The 15,703-nt window shown below is 54.3% G+C and carries 13 protein-coding genes and 1 pseudogene; 5 read left to right on the forward strand and 9 right to left on the reverse strand.

What is annotated here, in order from left to right; translation table 11 throughout:
* The first annotated feature begins 354 nt into the window (after positions 1-354).
* Positions 355-1,758 carry a multidrug transporter subunit MdtD gene (mdtD, locus tag WCC56_RS05820; RefSeq protein ID WP_424691467.1) on the forward strand — a complete coding sequence of 468 codons (1,404 nt, stop codon included), beginning with the start codon at positions 355-357 and terminating at the stop codon, positions 1,756-1,758.
* Here the strand turns inward: mdtD and rbsR are convergent.
* The 7 genes and pseudogenes from rbsR to WCC56_RS05855 form a co-directional block, all read right to left on the reverse strand.
* On the reverse strand, positions 1,755-2,756 hold the full coding sequence (gene rbsR, locus WCC56_RS05825; protein WP_424691468.1) for a ribose operon transcriptional repressor RbsR: 1,002 nt from the start codon (positions 2,754-2,756) through the stop codon (positions 1,755-1,757). The two genes, mdtD and rbsR, sit on opposite strands and share 4 nt — an antisense overlap.
* Before the next feature lie 3 nt (positions 2,757-2,759).
* Entirely contained in the window at positions 2,760-3,689 is a 930-nt protein-coding gene (gene rbsK, locus WCC56_RS05830; protein WP_424691469.1) for a ribokinase, read from the reverse strand.
* Between the two features lie 57 nt (positions 3,690-3,746).
* Positions 3,747-4,625, reverse strand: coding sequence for a ribose ABC transporter substrate-binding protein RbsB (gene rbsB, locus WCC56_RS05835; RefSeq protein WP_424691470.1), 879 nt, complete (start codon positions 4,623-4,625; stop codon positions 3,747-3,749).
* Positions 4,626-4,647: 22 nt separating this feature from the next.
* Positions 4,648-5,616, reverse strand: coding sequence for a ribose ABC transporter permease (gene rbsC, locus WCC56_RS05840; RefSeq protein WP_013200057.1), 969 nt, complete (start codon positions 5,614-5,616; stop codon positions 4,648-4,650).
* A complete protein-coding gene (gene rbsA, locus WCC56_RS05845; protein WP_424691497.1) occupies positions 5,613-7,124 on the reverse strand; it encodes a ribose ABC transporter ATP-binding protein RbsA in 1,512 nt (503 codons plus the stop codon). The genes rbsC and rbsA overlap by 4 nt, the downstream gene beginning before the upstream one ends.
* Positions 7,125-7,131: 7 nt before the next feature.
* Positions 7,132-7,551 carry a D-ribose pyranase gene (gene rbsD, locus WCC56_RS05850; protein ID WP_424691471.1) on the reverse strand — a complete coding sequence of 140 codons (420 nt, stop codon included), beginning with the start codon at positions 7,549-7,551 and terminating at the stop codon, positions 7,132-7,134.
* A 145-nt stretch (positions 7,552-7,696) separates the two neighbouring features.
* Positions 7,697-7,867: pseudogene (locus WCC56_RS05855) on the reverse strand (thiamine pyrophosphate-dependent enzyme); the annotation flags it as partial.
* Between the two features lie 260 nt (positions 7,868-8,127).
* Here WCC56_RS05855 and WCC56_RS05860 point away from each other — a divergent pair.
* Both WCC56_RS05860 and WCC56_RS05865 read left to right on the forward strand, forming a co-directional pair.
* Complete coding sequence (locus WCC56_RS05860) at positions 8,128-9,501, forward strand: nucleobase:cation symporter-2 family protein (RefSeq protein ID WP_424691472.1); 1,374 nt, start codon at positions 8,128-8,130, stop codon at positions 9,499-9,501.
* Between the two features lie 87 nt (positions 9,502-9,588).
* Positions 9,589-10,941: an 8-oxoguanine deaminase gene (locus WCC56_RS05865; RefSeq protein WP_424691473.1), complete on the forward strand. Its 1,353-nt coding sequence runs from the start codon at positions 9,589-9,591 to the stop codon at positions 10,939-10,941.
* Between the two features lie 40 nt (positions 10,942-10,981).
* On the opposite strand, the gene WCC56_RS05870 is transcribed toward WCC56_RS05865, so the two are convergent.
* Positions 10,982-11,377: a YgiW/YdeI family stress tolerance OB fold protein gene (locus WCC56_RS05870; protein WP_424691498.1), complete on the reverse strand. Its 396-nt coding sequence runs from the start codon at positions 11,375-11,377 to the stop codon at positions 10,982-10,984.
* Positions 11,378-11,597: 220 nt separating this feature from the next.
* On the opposite strand from WCC56_RS05870, the gene qseB reads away from it, so the two are divergent.
* Together qseB and qseC are read left to right on the forward strand one after the other, a co-directional pair.
* Positions 11,598-12,260: a quorum sensing response regulator transcription factor QseB gene (gene qseB / locus WCC56_RS05875; protein WP_424691474.1), complete on the forward strand. Its 663-nt coding sequence runs from the start codon at positions 11,598-11,600 to the stop codon at positions 12,258-12,260.
* Positions 12,257-13,603, forward strand: a complete 1,347-nt coding sequence (gene qseC / locus WCC56_RS05880) for a quorum sensing histidine kinase QseC (RefSeq protein WP_424691475.1) — start codon at positions 12,257-12,259, stop codon at positions 13,601-13,603. Before qseB ends, qseC begins: the two co-directional genes overlap by 4 nt.
* A gap of 62 nt (positions 13,604-13,665) precedes the next feature.
* Here qseC and kup read toward each other — a convergent pair whose 3' ends face one another.
* Positions 13,666-15,534, reverse strand: coding sequence for a low affinity potassium transporter Kup (kup, locus tag WCC56_RS05885; protein ID WP_424691476.1), 1,869 nt, complete (start codon positions 15,532-15,534; stop codon positions 13,666-13,668).
* Positions 15,535-15,703 lie beyond the last annotated feature (169 nt).

Genomic DNA, 15,703 nt, shown 5'->3' on the forward strand with positions numbered 1-15,703 from the left:
GCGAGGTGGCGTATATTACGCTTTCCTCCTTCAGAGTCAACATCTTTTTGGGAAGTTTTTCTCTGGCGATTCAGCTTCCTGAACCTCTGACCCGGTGACTCGTAAGCCGTTGTTCCGTGTCAGTGGAGGCGCAGTATAGGGAATTTCTGGAAGGCCGCAAGTGTTTCTCAACAAAAAAGATCTGACCGCCTCTTTTTTCGCCAAAAGGCGAAAAAACACCCTTTTAACGCTGTTTTTTGCAGCAAGCCCCCGTTTAAAAGCCCTTTTGCTCTTCATATAACTCTGTCAGCTGATGCTATTCTTTAGGCATTGCAGGTTTCCCCTGCCAGCATTGAACACAAAAAAGGATGCTAAATGATAAAATCCGCGCGCAGTATGGCCGGACTTCCGTGGATCGCTGCCATGGCCTTCTTTATGCAGGCGCTGGATGCCACGATACTGAACACCGCCCTCCCCGCTATAGCCCAAAGTCTTAACCGCTCTCCGCTGGCGATGCAATCCGCCGTAATCAGCTACACCTTAACTGTTGCCCTGCTCATTCCTGTCAGTGGCTGGCTTGCCGATCGCTACGGCACCCGTAAAGTGTTTATCGTCGCTGTCTCACTCTTTACCCTGGGTTCTCTCGCCTGCGCACTCTCAGGTTCATTAACCTCGCTGGTTGCTTTCAGGGTTGTGCAAGGTGTGGGGGGCGCAATGATGATGCCCGTTGCACGTCTTGCCCTGTTAAGGGCTTATCCAAGGAGCGAGCTGCTACCGGTGTTGAATTTTGTCACCATGCCGGGACTGATTGGACCGGTTTTGGGGCCGATGCTGGGCGGCGTGCTGGTTACCTATGCAACCTGGCACTGGATCTTCCTGATTAACATCCCGATGGGGATTGCCGGAATTATCTATGCGCGCAAATACATGCCGGATTTCACCACGCCACGCCGTCGTTTCGATTTCCTGGGCTTTCTGCTCTTCGGGGTTGGGTTGGTGCTGCTTTCAAGCGGCATTGAGCTGTTTGGCGAGAAGATAGTGGCAACCAGCATCGCGCTGGCGGTCACGTTGGGGGGTGTTCTTTTACTCCTTCTTTATATAGTGCACGCAAGACGCTACCCAACTCCGCTGATCCCTTTGCCTATGTTTAAAACCCGAACCTTCTCGGTTGGCATACTGGGCAACATCGCTTCACGCCTCGGAACTGGCTGTATTCCTTTCCTGATGCCACTGATGCTGCAAGTTGGGTTTGGCTACTCTGCAATTCTGGCGGGCTGCATGATGGCACCGACTGCGCTGGGTTCCATTATGGCGAAGTCGATGGTGACTCAGGTACTGCGCTGGTTTGGCTACCGCAAAACCTTGGTATGGATTAGCGTGATAATCGGCGTGCTGATTGCCAGCTTCTCATTACAGACGCCGGAGATGGGCCTGATTGTCCTGCTGCTGCCCCTGTTTGTTCTGGGGATGGGAATGTCGACACAGTTCACGGCGATGAACACCATCACCCTGGCGGACCTGACTGATGCGAATGCCAGCAGCGGCAACAGTATGCTGGCAGTGACCCAACAGCTGGCGATCAGCTTTGGGGTGGCCGTCAGTGCCGCAGTGCTGCGCTTCTATGAAAACTTTGATGGCACCACCGTTCAGCACTTCCACGCCACGTTCCTGACGATGGGTGTGGTCACGGTGATCTCAGGGCTGGTGTTTATGATGTTGAAACCCGGCGACGGAAGGCATCTGATCAGCAACCGGGAAAAAAAGAAGAAAGCGGCTTAAAGCTCTCCGACTGAACCACGCTCGACCAGTTCCGGTGTCAGCACCAGCAGTTGCTGGCTGCCACCGGGCTCAGCCAGACGGTGCAGCAGCGTATCAATGGCCAGCTCACCCAGCTCATCTTTCGGCTGATGGATAGTCGTCAGAGGCGGTGTCATATAGCGAGCCAGCTCGATATCGTCATACCCGATCACCGCAATGTCCTGCGGCACAGACAACCCAGCCTGATACAAAGCATGATAAACCCCGACGGCCATCGCATCATTACTGGTAAAGACGGCCTGCGGAAGAGGATTCAGCGCCAGCAGTTGGTTCATGGCGTTGTATCCACCTTCAAATTCCAGATCGCCATTTACGATGTAGCCAGGCAGCACGGACAAGCCAGCCTGAGACATCGCCTGATGAAATCCCTCAAGGCGTAATCGCGCTGGCGTTTTGTCCTGAGGCCCGGCAATACAAGCAATGCGCGTATATCCACGGGAGATGAGATGTCGGGTAGCCATTTCACCGCCCAACAGAGAGTTATCCTGAATAATGTCGCTGCCGCCTTCAAAGGGAGACCAGTCCATCATCACTGAAGGAATAGAAGGATAACGCGTCAGGATCTCCACCGAAGGGATGTGACTTTCGGTACACATAATTAAGAGCCCATCGACGCGCTTTTGCAGCAGCGTCTCCAGACTGCGGTTCATGCGGTTTTCATCGCCATCGGTATTGCACAGCACCAGGCTGTAGCCGCGCTCATAGCAACTTCTCTCAACACCCCGCACCACTTCCGAATAGAACGGGTTGCTGCTGGCGGTCAGCAGCATGCCAATCGTGCGGGTCTGATTAAGTTTCAGGCTTCTGGCCAGGGCTGAAGGCGCGTAGTTGAGCTGAGAAATCGCCGTTGTCACCTTTTCACGCACCGCGTCACTGACAAAGCGGTTGTTATTGATGACGTGTGAAACGGTTGACGTTGATACTCCCGCCAGCCTTGCGACATCTTTCATGGTGGCCAAGTGCTACCCCTGCTGCTGCAAGAAGCTGTCGGTTTCGCTACGCCAGGGTACCGAAGGCTGCGCGCCGGAACGGGTCACTGAAATAGCGGCCGCTGCGTGGGCAAACCGCACGGCCTGCGCCATGGGTTGATCTTCCAGTAGAGCGGTAATCAGCGCACCATTAAAGGTATCGCCCGCGGCGATGGTATCGACGGCTTCGACTTTAAAGCCAGCAATACGCTGACCCTGGCCTTGTTCACTAAGCCACACACCGCGACTTCCCAGCGTGATCAGCACGCTGCTAATGCCTTTATCATGTAAAACCGCCGCCGCACGTGCTGCATCCTGATCGTTATCAATGTGGATGCCAGTCAGGATCTCGGCTTCGGTTTCGTTAGGGGTGATCATATCCACCAGCGCCAGCAGCTCATCCGAAAGTGGGGTTGCCGGGGCGGGATTGAGGATCACTTTAGTCTGATGCTGATGGGCAATTTTTGCCGCCGCCAGCACGCTCTCAAGCGGCGACTCAAGCTGCATCAGCAACGCGCCAGCCTCAGCGATAGTCTTCTGGTGCTTCTCAACGATTACCGGCGTCAATGCTGCGTTGGCACCGGAATGGATAGCGATACTGTTTTCACCTTCGGCGTTGACGAAAATCAGCGCCACGCCGGTTGAGTCACCGGCAATGACTTCTACAGATGAGACATCAATTTTGTCTTCATTAAGCTGTTCGCGAATGCGCTGACCAATATCGTCTTTACCCACACAAGCGATAAAAGCGATATCAGCGCCGCTGCGTCCGGCCGCGACTGCCTGGTTTGCCCCTTTGCCGCCGAAAGCGATTTGATAATGCTTGCCGATCACCGTTTCACCGGGACGAGGGAAAGTGTTCAGGTTAAGGATATGATCTGCGTTGATGCTGCCAAGGACTGCCAGCTTGCCGGGTGTTTTCATCAGGGTGTCGTCCAGAATAAGGCGCCACCTGCAGGAGGTGGCGCGGATCGTGCTGAATTATTTGGTGACCAGTTTCAGATCAACCGGGTTGATCGCCTGAACCTTCTGGCCTTTCAGCACTTTATCAGCGATATCCACGCCGATAACGCCGATCTGCTCTGGCTGCTGCGCGACTGTCGCGGCCAGCTTGCCGCCTTCAACAGCCTTCACGCCATCTGCGGTGCCGTCGAAGCCAACCACCAGAACATCAGATTTACCCGCGGTTTGCAATGCACGCATCGCACCCAACGCCATTTCATCGTTTTGCGCAAACACGGCCTGCACATCTGGGTGCGCAGTCAGCAGGTTTTGCATCACGTTCAGACCTTTGGTGCGGTCGAAATCAGCTGGCTGACTGGCCAGGATCTGGAAATGGTGCGCATCGGCAGCCGATTTGAAGCCTTCGCCACGCTCACGGGCAGCAGAGGTTCCTGCAATGCCTGCCAGCTCAATGATTTTGGCTTTATCGCCCAGTTTTTTGGCAAGGAAATCACCGGCCATTTTACCGCCGAAACGGTTATCAGAAGCAACGTGGCTCACCACTTTGCCCTGTGAAGCCACGCGGTCGAGGGTGATCACCGGGATATTAGCCTGGTTAGCCATCTTCACGGCGTTACCCACGGCGTCAGAATCAGTGGGGTTGATCAGCAGCAATTTGGTGCCGCGAACGGTCAGGTCCTGCACGTTAGCCAGCTCTTTAGCCGGGTTGTTCTGTGAATCCAGCACCACCAGGTTGTAGCCCAGTTTGTCCGCTTCTTTCTGCGCGCCGTCTTTTAAAGACACGAAGAACGGGTTATTCAGTGTGGAAACCACCAGCGCGATGGTGTCTTTTGCCAGCGCGTTAGCGCTGACGGTTACGCCGAGCAGAACAGCAAGTGCAGTCAATTTCATTTTCATCATAAATTCCTGTAGGAGAGAGTTATTTACTGCTTTTGTTATCTACCAGCACCGCCAGCAGTATCACCACAGCTTTGACGATCATTTGGTAGTAAGACGAAACACCGAGTAAATTCAAACCGTTATTAAGGAAGCCAAGGATCAGCGCACCGATCAGCGTGCCCATAATGCGTCCTTTGCCGCCAGCCAGGCTGGTGCCGCCAAGCACCACAGCGGCGATAGCATCCAGCTCATAGCCTGTTCCCGCCGTCGGCTGAGCCGAGGAGAGACGAGCCACTTCAATGGTGCCAGCCAGCGCAGCCAGCATGCCGCACAGCGCATAAACGATAATTTTGACGCGGCTGACACTGATACCAGATAAACGGGTTGCCGCTTCGTTGCCGCCCAGCGCGTAGATATAACGGCCCAGGCGAGTGTGATGCAGCATGTACCAGGCCGCGAAGAAGACGATCGCCATAATCCAGACCGGCGTTGGAATGCCCAGCGGCCGGCCAATGCCGAACCAGCCAAACAGATCGGCATTGTCATTAAAGCCGGTGTTCACCGGGCTGCCGTTGGTATAAACCATGGTCACACCCCGCAGCAGCAGCATCATCACCAGCGTGGCAATAAAGGCCTGAACCTTCCCTTTGGCGACAATCGTTCCGGTCAGCGCGCCAATGGCTGCGCCAAGAGCCAGAGATCCCGCAACGGCCACTAACGCATTCACTTCCAGACCAACGAGCGAAGCACCCACCGCGCCGGTTAAGGCCAGCAGGGAACCGACAGAGAGATCGATACCTGAAGTCAGGATCACCAATGTCATGCCCACGGCCATAATGGCGTTAACCGACGTCTGCTGGAGGATATTGAACAGGTTGTTCACGGTGAAGAAGTTCGGACTGAGGCTCGACACAATGGCGATCAGCACAATCAACGCAATCAGCGATTTTTGCTCCAGCAGCCAGCTTTTGCTGAAGATGCGGTTGGCACGAAGGGTTTGGGTACTCATAGTTTTGCTAGCTCCACGCTATGTTGCTTGCCTACCGCCGCCGCCATTAACACTTCCTGCGTGGCTTGTTCAATTGGGAAGTCACCGCTCAGGCGGCCTTCATGCATCACCAGCACGCGGTCGCTCATACCCAGCACTTCAGGCATTTCAGAGGAGACGAGTATGATGCTCAGCCCTTCTTCTTTGAACTGGTTGATTAACTGATAAATTTCTTTCTTCGCCCCAACGTCTACACCGCGAGTAGGTTCATCGAGGATCAACACTTTTGGCCGGGTCATCAGCCCGCGAGCGATGGCGACTTTTTGCTGATTACCGCCGGACAGCAGCCCAATCGGCTGGTCCATTGACGGGGTTTTCACATTGAACAGCTGAATGAAATCGCCAACGGCCAACTGCTCCTCAGCGTGCTTCAGGCGTCCGCCGTTGTGGCTGAAGTAGTCCAGCGCGGTTAAAGACATGTTCTCTTTTACCGACATGCCCAGCACCAGACCATCGCGTTTACGGTCTTCAGAGATATAGACGATGCCGTTTTTCAGCCCTTCTTCAGGCGAACGCGTGGTGACATCTTTACCGTCGAGGTGCACGCTTCCGCTGGTGCGGGGCATTGCGCCGTATAACACTTTCATTAATTCGGTACGGCCAGCACCCATCAATCCGGCAACGCCAAGAATTTCACCTTTACGCAGGGTGAAGCTCACGTCGTCAACACCAGGCCCGGTGAGATGGTCTACTTTGAGGCGAACCTCGCCAGGCGCTTTATTCAGGCGCGGGTATTGTTCTTCAAGCTTGCGGCCAACCATCATTTCAATCAGTGAATCCTCATTCAGACTCTCCACTGTCCGCTCGGCAATAAACTGTCCATCACGGAAGATGGTCACGTCATCGCAGATTTCGAAAATTTCCTTCATCCGGTGCGAGATATAGACAATTCCACATCCCTGCGCCTTCAGCTCGCGGATGACGCGAAACAAAGAAGCGGTTTCGGTGTCGGTCAGCGCATCGGTTGGTTCGTCCATCACGATCACTTTCGACTCATAACTCAGGACTTTAGCAATCTCGACCATTTGCTGATCGCCAATCGACAGATCGCCCACCAGCTTGTGGCTGCTGAAACGCAAGTTGAGTCTTTTCAGCAGCACGTCGGCTTCCGCGTGCATTTTCTTCCACTGGATACGGCCAAACGCATTCACAAACTCGCGACCAAGGAAGATGTTTTCCGCAATGCTGAGCTGCGGGATCAGATTCAGTTCCTGATGGATGATGCCGATGCCGGCTTCCTGCGAAGCTTTGGGGCCGTTGAAGGAGACTTCATTGCCCAACCAGCTGATGCTGCCCGCATCACGCGGGTAGATGCCGGTCATCACCTTCATCATGGTGGATTTCCCGGCGCCATTTTCGCCCACCAGCGCCATTACCCGGCCTGCATAAACAGACAGAGCCGCACCGGAGAGCGCCTTCACGCCCGGGAAAGATTTATCAATGCCTTGCAGTTGCAATAAAGGGTGCATCATGGCCTCAGAAGGTCACGCCAGCATTCAGGATGATATTCGCGTAGGGGGAACATTCCCCACTGCGAATCACGGCCTGGCTAAGCTGGGTTTGCTGTTTGAACTGGTGATGACTGACGTACTGGATCGAAAGGGTGTTTCCCTGATGTTGTTGCAGCAAGTCGAGCAGGGCTAACAGGTCACTGTGAAGCTGAGGATTGTGAGTTTTGATCTCTTCCGCGATGACGACACTTTCTACCTGCATCTCCTCGGTCACGGCCTTTACCACCTGCATAAAGCTGGGAATACCTTTCATCAGCGCCAGATCGATACGCTGTGGGCCAGCCGGGATCGGCAGGCCAGCATCGCCGATTGTCAGGCTGTCGGTATGCCCGAGGCGGGAAACCACGGACGAAATATCAGAATTCAGTAAGGTGCCTTTTTTCATCTTTCACTCCAGAGCGAAACGTTTCGCTGACTCGGAGTGTAAGAGAGGCAGGGGCGAAAACAACCGCCAAAGTGCGAAATTGTGATCGCCATCGAAACGTTTCGCTGCAGCCTGGCTGGGGTTTGGCTTAAGGCTGAAAACGTGGGTGGGCGTTAAAATCAACCGGACCGAATTTAACGCCAGAAACACGCTGATATTTCTTCTGCTCCTGCATCGCCACCCTGTTGTACTCCTCATCAACCCAGATGATGAGCAGGATAGTAGCCTTGAGCCTGACCGCGGTTTCCAGCGCCATTCTGGAGAGAAAGTTGGATAGATCCCCTGCGGTTCTGCATCTTGTCGCTACCCTTACCGGAGGTCAGCAGGCGTAATGGTACGAAAGCGCCATTTTGGTGCGCATGTCGTCTCTTACAGCGCACCATTTCCGTTCACGAAATTAAGCAGTGAAACTTTTGGATCATTCAATAAAAATAAAAATACATTAAATATCAGAAACTAATAAACACAGCGATGATTCGCTGCACTCTGGCTTGTTTCATGCATGAGACAAAGTCTGCCGATCCATGGAGTGTAGTTATGTCTGCTAATGAACCTTCTGATTTGATTTATGGCCTGGAGGAGAAACCGACTCCCACGGTCGCCCTCTTTACCGCGCTACAGCATGTGCTGGCCAGTTTGGTCGGAATTATCACGCCACCGTTAATTATTGGCACCGTACTGGGATTGAATGCCTGGTTGCCTTATCTGATCAGCATGTCGCTGTTTGTTTCCGGGATTGGCACCTTTATTCAGGCTCGCCGGGTGAGAAAAATAGGCGCCGGGATGATCTGCCTGCAAGGCACCAGCTTTGCCTTCCTTGGGGTCATTCTGGCGGCAGGGTTCAGCGTGAAAAGTCGGGGAGGTAGCCCGGAAGATGTCATGGCGATGATTTTCGGTCTGACTACAGTCTCCGCCTTTATTCCGATGATAGTGAGCCGCTTTCTGGGTCAGCTTCGTCATCTTATCACGCCGCTGATCAGTGGCACCGTAGTGTGTTTGATCGGCATCAGCCTGATCAAAGTCAGCATCACCGACTGGGGTGGCGGGCACAACGCGGCAAACTTTGGTTCTGTGCCAAACCTGCTGCTGGGCCTGCTGACGTTGGGAACCATCGTGCTGTTCAGTCACGCCCGCAACCGCTGGCTGCGCCTCTCTGCAGTGATCCTTGGGATGGCCGTTGGCTGTGCTGCTGCTGCACTGAGCGGCAACCTGAGCTGGCATCCGTTTACTGAATCCTGGATTGCCGTTCCGCAGCCTTATCGCTTCGGCTTCCAGTTTGATTTCTCGCTGTTTCTGCCCATCGCGCTAATTTCACTCATCAGTATTCTGGAAGCCGTTGGTGACCTGACCGCGAACTGCCTGCTGTCCCGCCAGCCCGTTGAGGGAGAAAGCTACGTCAGACGTTTAAAGGGCGGTATTCTGGCAGATGGCGTTAGCTGTATGCTGGCGGCCATCTTCTCTGCACTGCCCAGCACCACCTTTGCGCAGAATAATGGCGTGATCCAGATGACGGGCGTAGCGAGTCGCTATGTAGGGATGTGGATTGGCTGTTTGCTGGCGTTATTAGGCCTGTTCCCGGCATTTGGTGCCATTATCCAGCAAATTCCGCCCGCGGTTTTAGGTGGCGCCACGCTGGTGATGTTTGGTAGCGTCCTGGCAGCCGGCATTCGCATCATGACGCAATCGCCGCTGACTCGCCGCGACATGATGATCATTGCTGTTTCATTCGGCATTGGTCTGGGCATTGAAGCCCAGCCTGAGTTCCTGAGCCATTTACCCAAGGTGTTCGCTAACCTGTTTGGGTCGGCTATCACCGCTGGCGGTATCGTTGCCATAGTGCTGAACCTGGTGCTGCCAACCGAGACGGCGGTTCGCCAGGCGACCGACAGCAGACTGGCGACAGAAAAATAACGTCGTTGCGCATAAGCGCGCCCTGGATCAGCAGACAGGGTATAACTGAGCTGGCTTATCTTATTAATTATAAAGGAGAAGCTGGCTATGCCCGCACACCGTATCTGGGTGAAAAACCCGCTCGCCATTTTTACCCCTGAAGGCACCGATGGACGAGGTGGACTGGTTATTGAAGATCAGGTCATCACGGAAATCCTGCCGTTGGGCCAACGCCCTTCCCAACCCTGCGATGAGATAAAAGACGCCAGTCAGCACGTCGTGTTGCCAGGTCTGATCAACACTCACCATCACTTTTACCAGACGCTAACCAGAGCCTGGGCACCGGTGGTGAATCAACCGCTCTTTCCCTGGTTGAAAACGCTGTATCCGGTCTGGGCCAGACTGAAGCCTGATGCGTTAGCGTTAGCCAGTAAAGTCGCGATGGCCGAACTGTTACTGTCTGGCTGTACCACGGCCAGCGATCATCACTATCTGTTCCCGGACGGACTGGAAGAAGCGATTGATGTTCAGGTTGAGGTGGTGAAAGAGCTGGGCATGCGGGCGCTGTTGACCCGTGGCTCGATGAGCCTTGGTGAAGAACAGGGCGGACTTCCCCCGCAGCAAACCGTGCAGAGCGGCGAAGACATTCTGGAAGACAGCGTCCGGCTGATTAAGCGTTACCACCAGCGTGGAGCGGGCGCACAAATTCAGATCGCCCTTGCGCCTTGTTCTCCTTTCTCGGTAACAGAAGAGATTATGGTGGAAAGTGCCAGGCTGGCTGAGCAGTGGGATGTCAGGTTGCACACCCATCTGGCGGAAACGCTGGATGAAGAGCAATTCTGTCTCGATCGCTTTGGCCTGCGCACCGTGGATTATCTGGACAAGGTGGGTTGGCTGGGGCCACGAACCTGGCTGGCGCACGGCATTCACTTTAATGCTGACGAAATAAAACGCCTCGGCGCGGCCGGAACCGGCATTTGCCACTGTCCAGTTTCCAATATGCGACTTGCTTCGGGTATCTGCCCAACGCTGGATTTGGAACAAGCTGGCGCAACCATCGGGCTGGGAGTAGATGGATCCGCCTCTAATGATGCCTCAAACCTGATGTACGAAACCCGTCAGGCGCTCTATTTGCAGCGGCTTCGTTACGGCGCTGAGCGTATTACTCCGCAAAAAGTGCTCGGCTGGGCGACAAAAGGTTCCGCGCGATTATTGGGCCGAGAGGATATTGGCGAGCTACGGCCAGGTATGCAGGCCGATCTGGCGCTGTTTAAAATGGATGAGTTACGTTTTAGCGGCAGTCACGATCCCATCGCAGCCTTGATTCTCTGTGGCGCTGAAAAGGCTGATTACGTGATGGTTGGCGGGAAGTGGCGGGTGATTGAGGGGGTTATTCCTGGTCTGGATATTGCTTCGCTGATCGCCCAACACCGCACGGCGGCCAGTGCGCTGGTAGGCTAAAATATCGCGGCGGGGGATCACTTCCCGCCGCAGATCCCTATTACTGAACTTTACGAACCTGTTTCACGTCCAGTTCAAGCGAGTTGAAATCTTTATCAATCTTGCCCTGAAGCTCAACTTTATCCTGCGGTGAAATAGTCTGGCCATCCCAGCGCTTATGATCAATCTCAACCGTCATCGTGCCTGTGGCATCGCGGAACGTGTAATCCTCATCACCCACACGCTTTTCAATATTGCCGCGCATCGTTACCCAGGCATCATCCTTCATATCCTGAGCCTGTTTTACCGTGGCTACCGTGCCGTTTGGTCCGGAGAATCCCCCTTTTTGCACCACGGCAGTTGGGGCATTTGGGTCAACGAATCCCCCTGTCTGAGCAGCCAGAACAGGCAGTGAAACCAGAGCAGTAATAGCTAATAAAGCAGCGGACTTTTTCATCATTGTCACCTTTATTCCTTTGAGGGTCGGCAGGTAATAGAGTGCCTTGTTTGTCTCTTCGGAAACTAGTAAAGCAAAGGATTCTTAACAGGTTCTTAAGAGGTCCTGCGGGAGGCTTATCTTTATTATTATTGCCGATAAAACGCGAATTCCGGCGATCTGCGCTGTACAACCGGTCTGCCAGTTTCGTATAAAGCGGGTAATCACTGAGGAATGAATCATGCGCATATTAGTCATTGAGGACGATCGGTTAATTGGCGACGGGATCAAAGCCGGGCTGATAAAAATGGGATTCAGCGTCGACTGGTTCACCGACGGTAAAGAGGGGCTGGCGGCTCTTGGCGCAGCACCTTATGACGCCGTGGTGCTGGATTTAAGCCTGCCGGGAATGGACGGACTGGCTATTTTGCGTCAGTGGCGTCAGCAGGGGCAGGATGAGCCAGTGCTGATCCTCACGGCCAGAGATGCGCTTGAACAGCGGATTACCGGGCTACAGCAGGGAGCCGATGACTATCTCTGCAAACCCTTCGCCTTAAGCGAAGTGGCTGCGCGACTGCAAGCTTTGATACGGCGTCGGCACGGCCAGCTTCATCCTGTCCTCAGCCATGGTGCGGTGGTGATGGAGAGCGGATCGCATACCGTGACGTTAAACGGCGAACCTCTTGAGCTGAAATCCCGCGAGCTGGCTCTGCTCGAACTGTTTCTGATGAATACGGGGAGAGTCCTGACCCGCGCGCAACTGGAAGAAAAGCTCTACGGCTGGGACGACGACGTGTCCAGCAACGCCGTTGAAGTGCACATTCACCATTTGCGGAAAAAATTGGGCAGCCAGTTTATCCGTACCGTCCACGGCGTGGGTTATACACTGGGAGAACCGGTTTGAATCGTCTGAGTTTACGCCTGCGCCTGATGCTGGGTTTTCTGCTGCTGACGCTGATTTGCTGGGGCATTGCCAGCCTGGGCTCATGGTGGCAAACGCGGCATAAGATCAATGAGCTGTTTGATACCCAGCAGATGCTGTTTGCCAAAAGACTGGCAACGATGAACCCGGAACAGCTCAGCCACGAACCTCTGACGCTGCCCAAAACCAAAAAGCTGGTTAAGCACCATCGCGGGGATCAGGAAGACGATGCACTGGCCTTTGCGGTATTCACCCGAGACGGGAAAATGGTGATGAACGATGGGGATAACGGTAAAGACTTCCTCTTTCATTATCAGCGCAACGGCTTTACTGACGGCAAGCTGAAAGGCGACGATGATTTGTGGCGAATGGTCTGGCTGAGTACGCCGGATCAACAGTATGTGGTGGTGGTCGGTCAGGAGTGGGAATACCGCGATGATATGACCCGCGATATTGTGCAGACCAATTTCTGGCCGTGGCTCTTTGCCTTGCCAGTGATGCTGATCCTGCTGCTGTGGCTGATCACCCATGAGCTGGCCCCGTTGAAACGCATTGCCAGTCAGCTGCGTACCCGCTCTCCAAACGATCAAACACCCTTAAGAGAAGATCGGATCCCTCAGGAAGTGCGTCCGCTAGTGGACGAGCTGAATTCATTGTTTACACGCATAGCAGAGATGCTTACCCGCGAGCGGCGTTTCACTTCAGATGCCGCACATGAACTGCGTAGCCCGCTGGCCGCGCTAAAAGTGCAGACAGAGGTGGCTCAACTGGCCCATGACGATGAAGCGATGCGCCACCATGCGTTAACCCATCTGGATGCCGGTATCGACAGAGCGACAAGGCTGGTGGATCAGCTGCTGACCCTCTCCAGACTGGACAGTGAGCAGGATCTGGAGACACAGCCGGTGAATCTGCAACAGCTTTTACAGCAGGCTGTGGTGGATCATTACAGCAAAGCGCAGGCGGCAGGAATTGAGCTGAGTCTTGAGGCTCCTGAGGTTCCGGTCATCAAAAAGGGACACCCTCTGCTGCTGGCGTTGATGATGCGTAATCTGGTCGATAACGCTATTCGTTACAGCCAGCCAGGCGCAAGCGTACAGCTGATCTTGTCACCACGCGGTATCGAAGTGCTGGATAACGGGCCTGGGGTCAATGGGGATGAAGTGGCGCGGGTTGGCGAACGGTTTTATCGTCCTCCGGGCCAGGAAAAATCCGGCAGCGGCCTGGGACTGTCCATCGTCAGCAATATCGCTCAGCTCCACGGGATGCGGGCTGGCTTTGCTAACCGTGACGTTGGGGGCTTTGCTGTTTCAATCAGCTGGTAATGCCCCTCACCGTGAACAGCAAAAAGGGGCCCGAAGGCCCCTTTTTGTTGATGGACGAGAACTTAAATCTCGACCTGTGTCCCTAACTCAATCACCCGGTTAGGCGGGATTTCGAACTGGTCTGGTGCGCGCAGCGCGTTCTTCTGCAGCATCAGGAACAGCTTGCCTCGCAGGCGCAGATACCACGGACGTTTTCCGATAATCAGCGACTCATGCGACATGAAGAACGAGGTTTCCATCATCCGGCAGCTCAGCCCTTCCAGCCCACAGCGGTGGAAAATCTCTTCCACGTTCGGCGTTTCGCGCCAGCCATAACTGGCTACCACACGCCAGAAGGTTGGCGAAAGCTGTTCGATTGTCACACGGCGGACGTTATGCACATAAGGTGCATCTTCCGTTCGCAGCGTCAGCAGCACCACTCGCTCATGTAACACCTTGTTGTGCTTCAGGTTGTGCAGCATGGCGAACGGAATAACGTTCAACGCACGGGACATATAAACCGCGGTGCCAGGCACACGCACCGGCGGCGATTTCTCTAACGACGCAATCATCGCTTCCAGTGAATTGCCGTGTTCATGCATACGGCGCAGCAGGCGGAAGCGCTCGCTTTTCCAGGTGGTCATGATGATAAACATCACCAGCGCCAGGCACAGCGGCAACCACCCCCCAGAGAACACTTTCACCAGGTTGGCAGAGAACAACGAAACATCGATACAGAGCATGCCCACCAGCACCGTCAGCACCAGATAGCGGTTCCAGTGCCAGTTTTTAATCGCCACAGTGGAACAAAGAATAGCGGTCAATACCATGGTTCCGGTCACGGCGATGCCGTAAGCCGCCGCCAGGTTGCTGGAGTGCTGAAAACCAACAATCACAATCACCACGGCGAAATAGAGCAGCCAGTTGATGACCGGGATATAAATCTGACCAGACTCTTCTTCGGAAGTGTGCACAATGCGCATCGGCGGCAGATAGCCAAGACGGACGGCCTGCCGGGTCAGCGAGAAGACACCTGAAATCACCGCCTGAGAGGCGATCACTGTCGCCAGCGTCGCCAGGATCAGCATCGGGATCAGCGCCCAGTCGGGTGCCAGCAGGAAGAAGGGGTTTTTAATCGCTTCAGGGTTTTTCAGCAACAGCGCGCCCTGACCGAAGTAGTTCAGCACCAGCGACGGCAGCACCACAATGAACCACGCCAGACGGATCGGGAATTTACCGAAATGCCCCATATCGGCATACAGCGCTTCCACACCGGTGATCGCCAGCACTACCGCGCCCAGTGCAAAGAAGGACACCTCTTTATATTCCATAAAGAAATGCATCGCCCAGTAAGGGTTCATTGCATGCAGGACATCAGGATTGTCGATAATACTGCGCGCGCCAAGTACCGCCAGCACGATAAACCACAGCAGCATCACCGGAGCGAACAGCTTACCGACTATACCGGTGCCATGCTTCTGGATAATAAATAGCAGCGTCAGGACGCCTATTGCCATCGGCACAATATAGGTGTCGAGATTTGGCGCGATGATCTCCAGACCTTCAATCGCCGAGAGCACCGATACGGCAGGCGTTATCACCACTTCTCCGTAGAAGAAGCTGCCGCCAATCAGTCCCATGATCACCAGCACCGCCGTGGCTCTGGCCCCGGTATTGCGGCCAGCCAGCGACATCAGAGTCAATATTCCGCCTTCCCCGGCGTTATCTGCACGCATCACGTAGCTGATGTACTTGAGAGAGACCACCAGGATTAACAGCCAGAAAATCAGGGAGAGAAAACCGAACACCGCGTCACGTTCTACCCCAAAGCCAAACTGGCCGGAAAGGCATTCACGAAGGGTATATAAAGGGCTGGTACCGATATCGCCATAGACGACGCCGATGGCCGCTAAGGTCACTGCGCCAAGGGACTGCTTCTTTTCAGAACTCATAAACTAGTCTTTTGTTGGAGCCGACTGACGCGGGATTGCGCACAGCTCATCAAGCCATCAAAACGCGCACAGTATGCATGAATCATGATGAATGCCTATCCTTATTACGTTAAGAGAAATGACTTCACTGCCCTACGTCACTCTTTGACAAGAAAAAAGCTGACTCGTA

Origin of the sequence: Erwinia sp., from assembly GCF_049696395.1 — a bacterium.
Taxonomy (GTDB): Bacteria; Pseudomonadota; Gammaproteobacteria; order Enterobacterales; family Enterobacteriaceae; genus Erwinia.